The following is a 16,326-nucleotide window of genomic DNA, read 5'->3' as shown; positions in this document are numbered from 1 at the left end:
AAAGAGCTCTGGTGGTTCCACTATACAAAAAAACAAACCAATAAAAAGCTTTTGAAAGCCCTTATTGGTTTGTCTCTTAATCTGTATTATTCTTCATCAAGAGGAAGTTCTTCTTGTGCTTGTTCTTCTTCAACAACAGTCGTTGTTCCATCACCGATACCAAATGCATCACGGACACGTTTCGAAACTTCTTCGACCATTTCAGGATGTTGCATCATGTAAACTTTGACATTTTCACGACCTTGACCGATTCGTTCTTCTTTGTAGCTGTACCATGCGCCACTCTTATCAACAATATCTTTTTCGACTGCCATATCAAGTAATTCGCCTTCTTGAGAAATCCCTTGACCATACATGATATCAACTTCCGCTACTTTAAATGGCGGTGCTACTTTATTTTTAACAACTTTGATTTTTGTGCGGTTACCGATAATGTCTGTTCCTTGCTTCAATTGTTCAGCACGTCTTACTTCTAAACGAACCGTTGCGTAGAATTTCAACGCACGTCCACCAGGTGTTGTCTCAGGATTACCGAACATAACACCGACTTTTTCACGAATTTGGTTGATAAAGATCGCAATTGTCTTTGTCTTATTGATTGAACCTGAAAGCTTACGTAAAGCTTGTGACATCAAACGTGCTTGCAAACCAACGTGACTTGCTCCCATTTCTCCATCGATCTCTGCACGAGGTACTAGGGCCGCTACAGAGTCAATAACAACGATATCAATAGCACCACTGGAAACTAATGCATCAGCGATTTCTAATCCTTGCTCACCAGTATCTGGTTGTGAAAGCAGTAATTCATCGATATTTACACCTAAGGCTTGTGCATATTGAGGATCTAAAGCATGCTCAGCATCGATAAATGCAGCTGTTCCGCCTTGTTGTTGTACAGATGCGATTGCATGTAATGCAACAGTTGTTTTACCTGAGCTTTCAGGTCCATAAACTTCAATGATCCGTCCACGAGGATAGCCACCAACGCCTAAGGCAACATCCAATGCTAGTGAGCCACTAGGAATAGTTGAGATTTGTTGATCGATCTTTTCCCCTAATTTCATTACTGAACCTTTACCAAAGTTCTTTTCGATTTTTTTTAGTGCGGCATCTAAGGCCACTTTACGATCATCTGCCAATCGATAATCCTCCTTATATATAAACGATTTAAATTCCTTTTCAATAAATATATCATAACTGGTTTATTTAAAAAATGCAAGAGAAAAACGAACAAACATTCGCCTTTTTATTTTTTCTTAGTAACTGCTCTACGAATCAAATCTAACCCTTTCATCACAGCACTTTGACGAATATAGCGTCGATCACGATTAAAATGTTGAAGCGTTGCAAAAGCGGGTTGTCCTTTTTCAGCAATACCAATCCAAACGGTTCCTGCTGGCTGCCCTTCTAACTCATCAGGACCTGCTACACCTGTAAAAGATACTGCAAAGTCTGCGTCCGCTAATTTTCTTGCTTGTTCGGCCATCGCAATCGCACAGGCTTCGCTAACAACGCCTTCTTTTTCAAGTAATTTATGGTCGATACCTAAAAACTGTTCTTTTGTTTCAGCAGAATAAGTTATAAAACCACCTTTAAATACTTCTGAAACACCAGCGATATCTCCTAATGTGCTTTGAAAAAGTCCAGCGGTCAAACTTTCTGCTGCAGAGATTGTTTTTCCATGCGCTTTCAATGCCTCAACTGTTACTTTTACTAAGCTGTTATCATCCCCATATCCATAAAAATATTCTCCAACTTTTGTCATGACCTGTGCTTCCAAACTATCTAGCAACGCCTGACCTTTTGCGGCGTCTGAAATTTTAGCGGTTAACCGCAATGTTACTTCATTTGGTTTAGCATATGGTGCAATCGTCGGATTCGTTTGGGTATCAATCAATTCTTTTAGTTCTGTCACTAATTGTGATTCGCCAATACCATAAAATCTTAACACTCTAGACATCAGCTGCTCTGCTTGTGGAAACAGTTCTTCTAATAAAGGACGGGCATTTTGTAGAAACATTGGTTTTAATTCATTTGGTGGTCCGGGCAACAATAGATAGGTCGTCTCATCGGCAGTAATCAAGGTACCTACAGCGAGACCCGTTGGATTTTGAACAGCAATACCGCCTTCGATCATCAAAGTCTGTTTCAAATTATTCTCGGTCATTTTATTTTTTGAAAAAGTAAAAAATTCATGAAGACGTGCAAGTGCCTGTTCATCTTGAATTAAAGAACGATGGATATGAGCAGCTACCGTATCTTTAGTTAGATCATCATCTGTCGGCCCTAAGCCGCCGCACAAAACGATTAGATCACTACGCTTTTCGGCTTCAGCTAATAATTGTTCCAAACGTCCCGGATTGTCTCCCACAACGGTATGATAATACACCTCGATTCCTAAATCTGCTAATTCTTCTGATAGAAATGTCGCATTTGTATTGACGACTTGTCCTAATAACAACTCTGTACCAACTGCAATGATCTCTGCTTTCATTTTTCTCCTCTTCTCTAATAAGATACGTAAATGATTCTTATTTCATTTTATCACAGGAAATTTTTTTCTTGCTATCAAACGGCTTTGTCTACTTTATAATTTAAAACAGTGATATTAGTATCATTTATATAATAATATGATACAATTTGTATATTGAGGTAAAAGGAGGAAAAGCATAAAAATGACCGCAATTATTGGATTATTAAGTTTTTTAGGAATAGGAGTTGGAGGTTTTCTTTCATTAAAGGCTATTTTCAAAAAACAACCGAAAAAGAAGGCTTTAATTTTTACCGGAGCTAGTTTTGTCGTAATGATCGGTGCACTTGCCTTAACACCCACATCACCACGTATTGACATTGCAGACAAATCAATAGAAACAAACGATCATGGAACCGCAATAATCGAAGGAAAAACGAATGATCAAAGTAACATCACCCTAGATGGGGAAAAAATTGAAACAAAAAACGGCGAATTTTCTTACAAAGTTACGTTAAAAGATGATCAGCCACAAAAATTGACTTTCGTCGCTTCAATCGGTGATAACGACAAAGCTGAAACGATCGAAGTCAAACCATCAAAAGCATTCGTTGCTTTTTTAAATGAAGAAAAACAAGATCAAGAAACACTGAAAAAAGCCGAAACTGCCCTAGTTTTAGCTGAAAACAAACCTACGCAAAAAAATTATGACGAAGCCGCAACTCGTATTACTTCATTAACAAAGGAAAAAGACGACTTCACCAAACGTTTAGCAATCATAAAAGAGAATGTACCGATTTATGAAGCTGTTGAACTGGCGGAAACAAAACAAACAAAAGAACAAGTCGATTCAGCAACCGCTTTAGTAGCCAAAGCAACGCTAAATAAAGACTCTTTACTAAAACGTTTAACGACTGTCCAACAAAAAATCACTGAAAAAGAAAAAGCAGAAAAACAAATCGCAGCCGCTCGTGAAGCGGTTGAAAAAGCGGAACAAGAACCTACAGATGATCATTACAATCAAGCAATTGCTAAAATCAAGGAACTTCCAAACGGCAACACAGAATTAACTAATCGCGCAAATAGTGTAAAACAAACCCTCACTACTCAAAAAGAAGAAGCTAAAAAAGTAGCCGCAGCTCAAAAGAAAGCAGAACAAGAGGCACAAAAAGCGGCCGCTGAACAACAAGCACAAGCGGCAGCGGCAGCTCAAACACCCGAAACTCCTGCACCAGATACACAAGGTACTGGGCAAATGGTCCTAGTTACAGCAACTGGGTCAAAATATCATAATCATAAGTGCGGCAATGGAACGTATACTCCAGCAACACTAGAAGAGGCACAAGCACGAGGTCTAACACCTTGTTCAAAATGCTTTTAGAACTGATTAGAGATAAAAAAATAGGCCTTCCTACAAGTGGAAGTGCCTATTTTTTTTACAATCAATGCATATATATATACGCTGAAATCAAATACAAAATCCAAATATGCAGTGGATAGAAGAAATAAAAGAAGTTCTTCATCCCTTTTCCTTTTTCACCATTAAATAATAAAATCGGAATCACTGCAAAAATCATCATCCATTGTGTCGACCCTTGGAAAAAGAACAGAACTGAGACTAAAGCAATCAGCACACATTGTAGCCAACGTTGGTTTTTAGCTAAATACATCAATGGAATCAATAATACCAAGATGCTATTTTCAGCAAACAATAATGCTGGGATAAAATTCGCTCCCCAGACTGCCACCATGATCGTACTTGGATTTGACATAAGTGAAATCAAAATCGCAGAAGAGATGATTGGAAATAGAATAATCACAATACCTAATAAAAGTTGGCTGAATTTTTTACTTGAACGCCCTTCTGAAATTTTATCGATCCCATACATCATCAATGTTCCCACTAATAGATCACGAAAAATATTATTCATCAACTGAACTTCTTCATACCCTACAATTTTCTGTAAAAAGAAACTTCCTAGCGCCATAAGCACCATACCTAAATACAAACGCATCATATATTTCTCTTTACTTCTTGTATGACTAAAACCAACCACACTAACAAAGAAGAAAAGTGTTGCAACTGGTCTTCCAAACCAATCTAACCAATCAGGCGCCCCCATTGGAACAAACATTTGATGAATATGATCAATGAACATCAAAACGATCCCGATTATTTTTAAATCGAATGTCGTTAATCCTCTAAACTTACTTGTTGTTAAACTCTCCATTATGACACGCTCCTCATTTAATTAACCTAAAATAGTATAAAATAAAGGAACCTTTTTTGCCTTAGAATCATCTTTCAATCATCTATCAATTTTGTCATGTAAATTATTTAAACAAAATACATGAGTTTATATATGCTAACCAGCCTTGATCTTACCATCATACTAAATAGCTAAACATTTTTTAACAAAAGTTTATATCAAAATAAATAAATATTTTATCTATTATTGATAAATTTATTTAAACACATTGTGATAAAATGAACATGTGTTTAATAATAAAGGAGCGATTATATGAGAAAAAGAAAAAAGAAAAAGTTGTTGGTAGCTTTATTAATTGTTGGTGGATTTAGCGTGTTTTATTCAACACACGGAGAAGCACGTCAAACTACCGAAGAAAAATGGGATCAATATAATTCTGTACAAATTAATCCAATATTCTCAACTACCAGCTTCGATAGCGATGAAGGAAACATAGAACCAACCGAAGGAAACAATTTAATTCTAAAAACAGATTTTTTGAAAATCAAACATATTCACGGAGAAGCAGAGACTGGGGTAGCTAGCTTCCAAGGGTTTAGTGCTTTTAAAAATCTAGAGGATATATATGTTGAAGGTGGCGGGGTTTCTGATTTTAGACCAATAAGAAATTTAACGAACATTAAACGATTTTACATGTCTGGAACAAATAATAATACACTTATTGACTTTGAAAAATTGAATAAAATAGAGGAATTTTCGTATGAAAATTCTAGTGACAACGGAGAAAGTATAGCCTTAACCGATATTTCTGCCTTGTCCAATAAAAACAATTTAAAGAGAATCAAGATTAGCGCCGATGGCAACTTACCAAAAATCACATTGAGCAAGAAAAACAACCACTATGAACTACTAAAACCAATTGTTTTATCTGATCAATTTAAGCAGGATGTAAAATATTCTCAAGTTTATTTTGAATATCCTGAAAATTCTGATGATGATTCAGTTGAAACTGATGACTTCACTTCCGATGTTTCTAAAGATGGATTGATCAGTTGGCAAAATATTCCTACTTCTGCAAGCCATCTAACATTTACTGCTAGTGCCGATGAGGATTTAAACTATTATTACGGATCCATCAATATTCCTATACGCTGGGTAGATTAATCAAACTTATAAAAATTGCCGTATTTGCATTTAAGTCTATATGACCTGAGTACAAATACGGCAACTTTTTTTAATGAAAAATAACTTTTACTTCTATATTATTGATGCACACTAAAACGTTGGTTCGGATGAACATTTTTTTCAATTTCATCCACCATTGCAATCGCATAATCTGCATACGAGATATAGCTTTTGCCTTCTTTATCTGTTTCTAACTCTTCTCCAGCTGCAACATATTTACCTGTCGCTGGACCTTCAGCATCAAATTCTGCCGCTGGGCTGATATATGTCCAGTTAATATCTTTAGCACCTTCTAATAACGCTAAGCCTTTACCCATCGCAGTAGCTAACGGTTGAAATGCTTCAGGAAAGTCTGGTGTTTCACTCAAGCGTACAGTGTGTTCTGGATTTACAAATAAACTTCCAGCTCCACCGACAACCAACAAACGTGTTTTTTGATTTGTCAAAATATCGATCAAATGTTGTGTTGAACCAGTAAACTCACTAACATCGCCCCAAAAACCTAGTGCACTGACCAAAACATCAAAATCTTTCACATCATCTGTCGTTAAGCTGTATACATCTTTTTCAATCACAGGTGTGCCGTCTGTGATTTTCGCTGCATCACGAACGATTGCTGTAACCTCTAAACCTCTTTTTTTTGCTTCTTTCAAGATTGCTGAACCTGCTTTACCATTTGCTCCTAAAATTGCTACTTTCATATTTATCTTCCTTTCTATTAATGAAACTTTTTTTGTTACATTTAAATCTAAAAAGAGAAGAGACATGTTCACGTCTCTTGCAGCTTGATTTGATGAATCACATCAGATAAAGCAAGCTCTTTTAATTCTGCTTCCATACTTTGCTGAACTTTTGAATATTGTTCTTCTAAAGCGTTTTGGATATTTGCTCCTACCAGACAATTTGGATTAGGATTTTGATGGATATTGAATACTTCGTGATCTAATTCAACGGCTTCGTATACATCAAACAGAGAAATCTCTTCTGGTTTTTTCAACAAATATGTCTGGGTCGCTCCTCTACTTGTGTGAATGAGCCCAGCTTTTTTTAGCTTACTCATCAATCGTCTAACGACAACGGGATTGGTATTTACACTTGATGCGATCAATTCAGAATTCACACGATCGGGCGGCCCGATCTCAATTAAACTGAGGATATGGATCGCAACACTTAATTTCGTCGACATGGCCATGTCTATCACTCCAACTCTTAGTAACATTCTAAGTTACATTTAAATCTTACTGCGTTTACTTAAAAATGTCAATAGATAAACTTATGTTAAAAGATTTATTTTTACTTTCATGATAAAATCAAAAATAAGCAGTACCTCAACACAAAAAATCGACACTAAAAATACATTCTGTTTCTAAAGGAGCCTAACATGGAAATCAAACTATCTGTCCTTATCTCAGAAGCAAAAACAACGATTGAATTTAACGAGCACCAAGGAATCATCAACATACTTGATCGTAGTAAAGATATCACATTGGATCAGCCCGTAGTCTATATTTTAATTAAAGACAACACTATTATTTCGATAGGAAAAGCCACAGCAGGCACTTTCCAAAATGAATTAGATTTTAATAAAGTAATCACAATTGTTCCATCCTGGGATATCGAACTGAACTATCTAGTCCAACAGTTCATCACAGAAGCCGTTGAAAACAATATCACCCTTGCTCATATACCTGAGTTAGAAACAAAAATTCCAACAAGTCAGAAAAAAACAGTCACAACCTACAAAGACGAAGTCCTTTTAGTGCTTGAAAAGTTCGGCTATCGCCTAAAACAGCACGAAGAAGCTAAAAAAACCAAAGCCAAACCTGCCAAAGCACGACATAAATGGACCAAAGAAGTCAGCCAAATCGAATTCTTCATTGATACAAGAGACAGCAAAGCCACTGCTCTTTGGCATAAACGAAATGAAATGCTTTTAAAAGCTGGGGCAACAATGATGGCCGAACCACCCCTCAATAAAGATGGCTCTCTGGGCTTTTCTGCAAAAATGGGGCAAAGAATCAGAGAAGATCATAAGGATAAAGTAAAAAATTTTGTCACAACTGAAGATATCATTTTAAAAAGCGTCAATGAGGTCGGATTATTTTTATACTTTGGAGGAACAAATAGCTGGTTGGAATTAATCGATGCTAACGGGAAGACACTGAATGAGTGGACAGTCGTTGATTAAGAAAAGAAAACTAGCCTTACAAATAGAATAATAAAAAAGCGTAGTATTCATCCATTTCGGAGAATACCACGCTTTTATCTTTATCTAGCCGTTGAAGCGTATTTCATTATTATTACTAAAATTCAACATCATAATAATAATTTACTACTAAACCTTTACCAGTTTTTTCAACGATAAAATCACTATGATCGATTTTTTCAAGTTGACCTTCGCCGCCTACACTTGAAAAGTCAAAAATATAGTCATTTACTTTGAACTCACTTCCAATTTCCATATCGTGAACAGACTCTTGATAAACTACATACTCTTTTATATTAGTATCATAAATCCAATGTTTAACCGTTACCGGTACAACAAATCTAGTTGGTGTTTCAGAAAAAATCACTTCATGTTTACCATTCGTTTTTAATTGACTCACTTCATTTTTGTTCAAGCACAGTTTACTTTCTTGACGCGAACCGATGATTTTAAGTTCTTTAGGCGTTCCTTTAGAAAGATCTCCTAGTAAACCACCTTGCGCATCTAAAAAGACGTTATCAGGTTCTGAAACCCACGTATAATTTTTCATATCTTTCATATTACGGGCAACACTTGTAAAGTCTGTTACAAATACAGGTACATCATCTGTAATTTCAAATGTTGGTTTTTTATACTCTTCACGAACTACAGCACCTGAGTAAGCACGTAACATTTGTTTATCTGCATGAAGCGCTGAATATGGACTGTTGATATCTGTAGAGATACCAGTAATTGAGCTACCTGTGTCTTCGGCTTGAATATGCGCAATGATTGAACGAGCTCCAGCAACTTTCCCTTTGCCTATAACAGTGGCACCTTTCCATGCATAAATATCGCGATAAGCGTAGATCCCTATCCCTTCACTACTCGTACCTTTTAAAACAGCGTCACGATACGGTTTAATATCATTTTCACTATAAATTCCGTAATTTGCACCAAAACCTTCTACCGTACCGCCATCCATTTGAATCTCATTATGAACGAACAAACCTGTCCCAGCAGCTGTTGCTGTTACATGTCCTTTACCATATTTTGACATCTTGAATGCACGTAAATGCATGCCAACAGAAATACCTGTATCTTCAGTAGTAGTTACGTTCAACTCGCCATTCCCTCTAAATTCAAGGGTACTTTTCACATTAATTGCGCCCATATTTACTGGTTTCGTGTTATTTAAGTTGATTGTGATTGTTCGTGAGCTATATAAAGTTGCCGTCTCGTCTAACAAATATTCACCTTTTTTAGTCGTTAAAACATTCGTTCCGTCTGCTTTTGTTGTAATAGTTGCATCGTAGCCTTTCAAGTCAGTATCCGTCGTCAAAACGGACGTAGCAAAAGCTTTTTGTCCTCCTGTAAATACCAATAAAAATGCGATCATCACAAAAAATAGATACCCAATAGTTTTTTTAGTCATGTTCATTAACTTTAATCTCCTTTTTTATTCTTTAATTCATTTAGTCTTTTTTAGTTTCAAGACAGCACTCAATATAACACGGATTTTCTCAGTTTTTTCTCAATTTTTTTTGAATAGAAGAAGATAAATGATAATGCAAATATATCATAAAAAAAGATAAATATTACATCGTTATATAAATCAAAATAAACGAAATTTACCATATAAGAAAAGCCAAAGAAAAAATATATTTGTCGATCACAAAGAAAAATATCTCCCCTTAAAATGAATTCTTTCTCTAAAAGATACTATTAAATTTTTTTTCAAATGCAAGCTAGCAATACATAGTTCGATTGAACAATTGATCAATCAAACTTGTAAACCATTCCATTTTTTGAACTGGCTCTGCCACTTACATCACCATGTTTTTTATCTAAAATTTTTTTGTTTAAAAAAAGATAATTTTTTTTGGGGCTAACTATCTGAACAGCTTCCTTGCTAAACATTTAAGTATTCCAAAAATAGCTTCTTCCCCCTTTGTAAAGATCTTTATCAACTGCGAATTTATCTCATTAAAATAAAAATCCAGACACTCTCTATTAACTGTCTAAAACCCTACAGCTATCCTTTGTTAGTAAAAATGATCCTTGTTACAATGACGTTGTAACAGATCAACAATCAGGAGGGATATTTATGAAGTACGTAAGTGGAAACTATGAAGCATTTGCAAGAAGCAGAAAGCCAGAAGGCGTTGATGAAAAAAATGCCTATATCGTTGGCGCAGGCTTAGCCGGTTTAGCAGCAGCAGTCTTTTTGATCCGTGACGGACACATGAAAGGTGAACATATCCATATTTTTGAAGAATTATCCTTATCAGGCGGCTCTTTGGATGGAAAATTCATTCCCCATGATGGTTTTGTTACGCGCGGTGGTCGAGAAATGGAGAATCATTTTGAATGTTTATGGGACCTTTTTCGTTCCGTTCCTTCATTAGAAGTAGAAGATGCTTCTGTATTAGATGAATTTTACTGGCTAGACCATGACGACCCTAACTCTTCAAATTGTCGTATCATTTATAATCGCGGCGAGCGTGCAGCTGATGACGGTGAATTTACGTTATCTAAAAAAGCCCAAAAAGAATTAGTCGATTTATTTATGACATCAGAAGATAAACTAATCGGCAAACGAATCGAAGATGTCTTTACTGATGAATTCTTTGAATCCAATTTTTGGTTATACTGGTGTACGATGTTCGCTTTTGAAAAATGGCACTCTGCTATCGAAATGAGACGCTACGTGATGCGTTTTATCCATCATATCAAAGGTTTACCAGATTTCACCGCATTGAAATTTACACGCTACAATCAATTTGAATCTTTAGTCAAACCCTTGTTGAGCTTTTTAAAAGACAATGGCGTAGACTTCCAATATGAAACAAAAATCAATGATATCAAAGTCGATATCACAGAAAATAGTAAAGTTGCCAAAAGCATCTTACTAACAAGAGCTGGAAAAACCGAAGAAATTCATTTAACTGAAAATGATTTAGTTTTTGTCACAAATGGATCGATCACTGAAAGTTCGACAGAAGGAGATCACCATACTCCTGCACCGATTACACATGATTTAGGCGGTAGCTGGAATCTTTGGAAGAACTTAGCAAAACAATCACCAGAATTTGGTAATCCTGATGTTTTTTGTGAGAATTTACCAGAAGAAAGTTGGTTCGTTTCCGCTACTGTAACGTGGGAAAACTTTGATATCGAGCCTTATATTTCTAGATTAACTCATCGTAAAATAAGAACTGGAAAAATCGTGACTGGTGGAATTATCACTATTAAAGACTCCAACTGGTTGATGAGTTTTGCGATGCACCGCCAACCTCATTTTAAAGAACAAAATGAACAACAATCAATCACTTGGGTTTATGGTTTGTTATCCAATACTCCAGGTAATTACATTAAAAAACCAATCGAACAATGTTCAGGTTCAGAGATTGCTCAAGAATTGATGTATCACTTAGGCGTTCCTGAAGAAGACATCGCTAAATTTGCTCAAAATTCTTGTGTAGCGATTCCAGTTTATATGCCGTTTATCACTTCTTATTTCATGTTACGCGAACCTGGTGATCGTCCGTTAGTAATTCCTAATGGTTCGAAGAACTTAGCGTTTATTGGGAACTTTGCTGAAACGGAGCGAGATACAGTGTTCACTACTGAATACTCTGTTAGAACTGCAATGGAAGCTGTGTATCAATTACTGGATGTTGAACGTGGTGTTCCTGAAGTCTTTGCTTCTGCTTACGATTTGCGGACATTGGCGAATTCTGTTTACTATTTGTCAGATAAGAAAAAACTGACTGAGATGGAATTGCCTTTCGTTGAACGTAAGATTGTTGAGAAGTTTGTGGATAAAACGAAAGACACGTATATTGGCGATATTTTGAAAGATGCTGATTTGATTTAAATTAATCACAAACTGGCTACATGTCTCTTTTACAAATAAAGGGACATGTAGCCAGTTTTTATAATCAAAAATTGCCTTTGACTTCTAAAAATCATATTCCGCTTCTTTTTTCTGAATCATTGTTTGGTATGTATCCAACAATAAGAAAAAGTCATCCACAAATCGATCTAAGCGAAATTCAATATCAGGATTTTTGATTTCTTGGCGAATAATATCTTGATCCGTAATAAACACATAATTCGGCACTAAATTAGCTTTCATATAACTTAAAACCGGACGAATTTGTTGTTCAGGAATCAAAAAATGTTTTTCTGATCCAGCTGTGACGATCATACCTGCCACCTTATTTCGAAAAGCATTGACTGGCAACATATCAAACAAATTTTTCAACGTTCCAGGCATCGATGCTTGGAAAATGGGTGTTCCAATAATCAAGCCATCTGCTTCCATGATTTTTTTCAACGCCACCCCAACTTCACCTTCATGTTGAAGATATTCACGACCATCAGCGAATGGAAATTGTATCTCAGAAAAATCAATCACATCTACTTCTGCATCTCCTCGTACTTCTTTTATTTTATTGATTGTATAATTAACAGCTACTCTTGACTTACTACCAAAAGCTGAGCCGATGATTGCTACGATTTTCATAATGGTTCACCCTATTCTTTCGTATATTTTTTAACTTCTGGCATCACTTTCGTCGCAATCAATTCAATGTTTTTCTTCACAAGATCAAGCGGCACTCCACCAAAATCGATTTGCGCCATAAAACGTTGATGTCCATATAATTCATATTGATAAAGCATCTTCTCGATAATTTCATTAACGCCACCAACCATCAATGTATCTCTACTATCAGCTGATTGAGCAAAATGTTGTTTCGGATAAGTTCCACCACGAATCGCTGACCAACCAGCATTTAAAAATGGATACATTTCTTTACGTGCTTGACTGCCCGTTTCTGCAACATAAAACAAACTCGTCGTAGCAAGTGGGAATTCTTTCTCATCATAACCTGCTTCTGTTAAAGATAACCGATATGCATCCACAGCCCGTTTGAAAATAGGAGCCGGTCCTGCTAATGTTGTCAGCATCATTGGAATTCCATCTAATCCAGCCTTGATAGCACTCTCAGCTGGTCCGCCTACTGCTCGCCAGATAGGTAAATGACCACGAACTGGTTGCGGTAGGATTTCTGCGTTTTGTAGCGGCGCACGGAATGCGCCTTCCCAATTCATTCGTTCATTTGGTGCGGCTTCATTCAATAGTTTTAACAAGTGCATTTTTTCTTCGAATAATTCTTCATAATCTTTTAAATCAAACCCCAGCAGTTCATAAACACCGACACGAGAACCTCGACCTGCAACAATTTCAGCACGACCATTTGAAATCAAATCCAAGGTGGCGTACTCTTCATAAACTCGAACTGGATCATTGGTACTTAGAACTGTGACTGAGCTGGAAATTTTGATCTCTTTTGTTTGTGCTGCAATTGCAGATAGAATCACTTGGTTAGCTTGCCCGATAAAATGACTTTGATGACTTTCACCCACACCAAAAACATCAATTCCCGCTTCATCCGCAAATTTTGCTGCTTCGATAATGTCATTGATTCGTTGTTGCTCGCTGATTATGTTTCCTGTCATCGGATTTTTAACGTGATCTCCTAAAGAATATAACCCTATTTCCATCCCTTTTGATGAATCGATACCGAATTTTTCATTCATTTTTTTGTTCATTTTCCTGCACTTCCTTTTCTTTCTCTAAATATAGGATTAGTTCATCAATTTTTTACTAATTTTAGCTAGTTGAAGGACTTCCTGTTTCGTTAAATTGTCAAAAACAGACGCCTGTTGTTTACTTTGTTTAAGGAAGCAAGTATCTAACTGCTCTTGACCAATATCCGTCAACGAGATGTATTTTTCCTTCCATTCTTGTTGACGAGTAATCCAGCCATCTGCTTCAAATTGCTTGATCATCTGCGAAACACCTCCTTTGGAAAGAAGTAATTTCTCCCCAAGTTCCTTTTGTGTGATCGGCTGATTTTCCTGAATCCGATGAAGCATATCAAATTTTGAAACGTTTAAGTCATATTGTTTTAGAAATTCATTGGACTGAATATTACTCTTTTGAACAAACTGCAAAATAGACATCCAACAACTTAATTTTACTTTTTCTGAGAGTGATAACTTTTCCATTGATTGATCCTCCTTCTTAAGTTTAGAACTAAACTGATAAAGCTAGTATAATATACTTACTAAAAATAAGCAAACTATAAATCCTACATCTGCTAGTCAAATCTTCTCTTTGATTCTTTCTACTATTATTAGTATAATGATTATGTTTTTCAGATTGTAACCGAAAGTAATAGAGTGGAGATTATAGAATGACAACAAATTTTTGGGCAGAATTACCAAAGCCTTTTTTTATTTTAGCACCGATGGAAGATGTAACAGATGTGGTTTTTCGCCATGTCGTACAAAAAGCTGGTGCACCTGATGTTTTTTTCACAGAATTTACGAACTCAGATAGTTATTGTCATCCTGACGGGATCGAGAGTGTGCGGGGACGTTTAGTTTTTACTGAAGATGAACAGCCGATGGTCGCGCATATTTGGGGAGACAAACCAGAATTTTTCAGAGAAATGAGTATCGGCCTAGCTGAAATGGGCTTTAAAGGGATTGATTTGAATATGGGATGTCCCGTGCCTAATGTCGCAGGTCGTGGCAAAGGGAGCGGTTTGATTTTACGACCAGAAGTAGCTGCTGAATTGATCGAAGCTGCAAAAGCTGGTGGTTTACCCGTTAGTGTTAAAACACGGATTGGGTATGCAGAAATTGCGGAAATGGAAGACTGGATCACCCATTTATTGAAGCAAGATATTGCCAATTTATCTGTTCATTTACGGACGCGAAATGAAATGAGTAAAGTAGATGCTCATTGGGATCTAATTCCTCAAATCATGGACATTCGTAACCGTATTGCTCCGCAAACATTGATCACCATTAATGGCGATATTCCAGATCGTCAGGTTGGTTTGCAGCTTGCAGAAAAATATGGTGTAGATGGGATTATGATAGGACGAGGCATTTTTAAAAACCCTTATGCATTTGAAAAGGAACCGAAAAAGCACACGCCTCAAGAATTACTTGGATTATTAGAGATGCAACTTGATTTACAGGATGAGTATGCAAAAATGGTTCCACGCTCAATTGTTGGATTGCATCGCTTTTTTAAAATTTATGTTAAGGGATTTCCTGGTGCTAGCGACTTGCGGGTGAAATTGATGGGGACGAAATCTACAGATGAAGTTCGAACGATTTTAGGAGAGTTTTATACAGAAAAATCAACCGATTCTCCTGTTGATAACTTAGAAAACTAGCCTTTGTCACAATCTATAGCTAGAAAAATCGAGAAGGCGGAGACAAAAGCTCTTCGCTCCGGTCACATAACAGCTACCTTCTCACTACCATTTATCCAGATTACACGTGAGTGGGATAGGAATCGAAGAGTTCCATCCCACTCACCTTTTATTTTTAATATGTTTTAACTTCTAACAATAAGCAGAACAAGGGATCTAAGACTGACTCATTTCTTGATCTTTCGCAATAGTTGCATCTATGCCTTTAATTACCGTTGAAATAAACGCATTATTTTCTAATTCTACTAAACCAGCTACTGTTGTCCCTCCAGGTGAACAAACACGATCAATCAATGTCCATGGGTTTTCTTGACTTTCGATAATCATTTTAGCACTTCCTAAAACTGCTTGAGCAGCAATTTCTAACGCTCGATCTTTAGCCATTCCATTTTTTACTCCTGCTCTAGCAATAGAATCGATAAATAGATACGCATACGCTGGAGAACTTCCTGCCAATGCTGTAAAGTTTGAAAAATATTGCTCACTCAATTCCCAAGCTTGTCCCACAGCATTAAACATTTCAATAATCAACGCTACATCTGTTTGATCGGCATACTCATTACCACAAACTGCTGCTGCTCCTTCTCCCACAAGTGCATTGACATTAGGCATTACGCGAACAATACGAATTGCTTGATCCGTGTCAAACACTTCATATAGTACAGACAATGGTGTTCCAGCAGCAATAGATACAATCAATGGATCATTCTTTAAAATCACTTCTTTTGACGCTGCCAATACATCTTTGATCACGTTCGGTTTTACAGCTAAAACAAGTGTATCCACGGTTTCAACTAATGTTTTAGGATCAATAACTGCTTGTGTGCCATTTTTTTTAGCGAATTCTGCTACTTTATCTGTCAAAATATCGTAAAGATAAATATCTTCTGCTTTTACAAATCCTTTTTTGATTATTCCTTCTACGATTGCACACGCCATATTGCCTGCACCTAAAAATCCAATTTTCATTTC

At 36.4% G+C, this 16,326-nt stretch carries 15 protein-coding genes; 5 read left to right on the top strand and 10 right to left on the bottom strand.

Annotated features, from left to right (window positions below; translation table 11 throughout):
• Positions 1 to 86: 86 nt before the first annotated feature.
• Both recA and JZO69_RS08150 read right to left on the bottom strand, forming a co-directional pair.
• Complete coding sequence (gene recA, locus JZO69_RS08155; protein ID WP_207112389.1) at positions 87 to 1,139, bottom strand: recombinase RecA; 1,053 nt, start codon at positions 1,137 to 1,139, stop codon at positions 87 to 89.
• A gap of 107 nt (positions 1,140 to 1,246) precedes the next feature.
• Positions 1,247 to 2,494 (bottom strand): competence/damage-inducible protein A, encoded by a 1,248-nt coding sequence (locus JZO69_RS08150; protein WP_207112388.1) that lies wholly within the window; start codon positions 2,492 to 2,494, stop codon positions 1,247 to 1,249.
• 181 nt (positions 2,495 to 2,675) lie between these two features.
• On the opposite strand from JZO69_RS08150, the gene JZO69_RS08145 reads away from it, so the two are divergent.
• A complete protein-coding gene (locus JZO69_RS08145) occupies positions 2,676 to 3,851 on the top strand; it encodes a hypothetical protein (RefSeq protein WP_207112387.1) in 1,176 nt (391 codons plus the stop codon).
• Between the two features lie 61 nt (positions 3,852 to 3,912).
• Here JZO69_RS08145 and JZO69_RS08140 read toward each other — a convergent pair whose 3' ends face one another.
• The gene (locus tag JZO69_RS08140; RefSeq protein ID WP_207112386.1) at positions 3,913 to 4,701 is read right to left on the bottom strand and encodes a TraX family protein; all 789 of its coding nucleotides are present in this window, start codon (positions 4,699 to 4,701) and stop codon (positions 3,913 to 3,915) included.
• Between the two features lie 291 nt (positions 4,702 to 4,992).
• Between JZO69_RS08140 and JZO69_RS08135 the strand changes: the two genes are divergently transcribed.
• Entirely contained in the window at positions 4,993 to 5,844 is an 852-nt protein-coding gene (locus tag JZO69_RS08135) for a hypothetical protein (RefSeq protein ID WP_207112385.1), read from the top strand.
• Positions 5,845 to 5,942: 98 nt separating this feature from the next.
• On the opposite strand, the gene JZO69_RS08130 is transcribed toward JZO69_RS08135, so the two are convergent.
• Positions 5,943 to 6,566: an NAD(P)-dependent oxidoreductase gene (locus JZO69_RS08130; protein WP_207112384.1), complete on the bottom strand. Its 624-nt coding sequence runs from the start codon at positions 6,564 to 6,566 to the stop codon at positions 5,943 to 5,945.
• Positions 6,567 to 6,634: 68 nt separating this feature from the next.
• Complete coding sequence (locus JZO69_RS08125; RefSeq protein ID WP_207112383.1) at positions 6,635 to 7,057, bottom strand: Rrf2 family transcriptional regulator; 423 nt, start codon at positions 7,055 to 7,057, stop codon at positions 6,635 to 6,637.
• A 189-nt stretch (positions 7,058 to 7,246) separates the two neighbouring features.
• Here JZO69_RS08125 and JZO69_RS08120 point away from each other — a divergent pair, with 189 nt between their 5' ends.
• A complete protein-coding gene (locus JZO69_RS08120) occupies positions 7,247 to 8,053 on the top strand; it encodes a hypothetical protein (RefSeq protein ID WP_207112382.1) in 807 nt (268 codons plus the stop codon).
• Between the two features lie 115 nt (positions 8,054 to 8,168).
• Here the strand turns inward: JZO69_RS08120 and JZO69_RS08115 are convergent, their stop codons facing one another.
• Positions 8,169 to 9,491, bottom strand: coding sequence for a hypothetical protein (locus tag JZO69_RS08115; protein ID WP_207112381.1), 1,323 nt, complete (start codon positions 9,489 to 9,491; stop codon positions 8,169 to 8,171).
• A 666-nt stretch (positions 9,492 to 10,157) separates the two neighbouring features.
• Between JZO69_RS08115 and JZO69_RS08110 the strand changes: the two genes are divergently transcribed.
• Entirely contained in the window at positions 10,158 to 11,930 is a 1,773-nt protein-coding gene (locus JZO69_RS08110) for an oleate hydratase (protein WP_207112380.1), read from the top strand.
• 84 nt (positions 11,931 to 12,014) lie between these two features.
• On the opposite strand, the gene JZO69_RS08105 is transcribed toward JZO69_RS08110, so the two are convergent.
• The 3 genes from JZO69_RS08105 to JZO69_RS08095 are packed head-to-tail and all read right to left on the bottom strand — an operon-like array spanning position 12,015 to position 14,131.
• On the bottom strand, positions 12,015 to 12,581 hold the full coding sequence (locus JZO69_RS08105) for an NADPH-dependent FMN reductase (protein ID WP_207112379.1): 567 nt from the start codon (positions 12,579 to 12,581) through the stop codon (positions 12,015 to 12,017).
• A gap of 11 nt (positions 12,582 to 12,592) precedes the next feature.
• A complete protein-coding gene (locus tag JZO69_RS08100; protein WP_207112378.1) occupies positions 12,593 to 13,672 on the bottom strand; it encodes an LLM class flavin-dependent oxidoreductase in 1,080 nt (359 codons plus the stop codon).
• Between the two features lie 36 nt (positions 13,673 to 13,708).
• Positions 13,709 to 14,131 (bottom strand): MarR family winged helix-turn-helix transcriptional regulator, encoded by a 423-nt coding sequence (locus JZO69_RS08095; RefSeq protein WP_207112377.1) that lies wholly within the window; start codon positions 14,129 to 14,131, stop codon positions 13,709 to 13,711.
• Between the two features lie 188 nt (positions 14,132 to 14,319).
• Between JZO69_RS08095 and JZO69_RS08090 the strand changes: the two genes are divergently transcribed.
• Positions 14,320 to 15,315, top strand: coding sequence for a tRNA dihydrouridine synthase (locus tag JZO69_RS08090; RefSeq protein ID WP_207112376.1), 996 nt, complete (start codon positions 14,320 to 14,322; stop codon positions 15,313 to 15,315).
• 195 nt (positions 15,316 to 15,510) lie between these two features.
• Here the strand turns inward: JZO69_RS08090 and proC are convergent, their stop codons facing one another.
• On the bottom strand, positions 15,511 to 16,323 hold the full coding sequence (gene proC / locus JZO69_RS08085; RefSeq protein WP_207112375.1) for a pyrroline-5-carboxylate reductase: 813 nt from the start codon (positions 16,321 to 16,323) through the stop codon (positions 15,511 to 15,513).
• Between the last annotated feature and the right edge of the window lie 3 nt (positions 16,324 to 16,326).

This window comes from Candidatus Enterococcus ikei (assembly GCF_017316105.1).
Taxonomy (GTDB): domain Bacteria; phylum Bacillota; class Bacilli; order Lactobacillales; family Enterococcaceae; genus Enterococcus_L; species Enterococcus_L ikei.
This window is presented reverse-complemented; position numbering and strand designations above follow the sequence as displayed.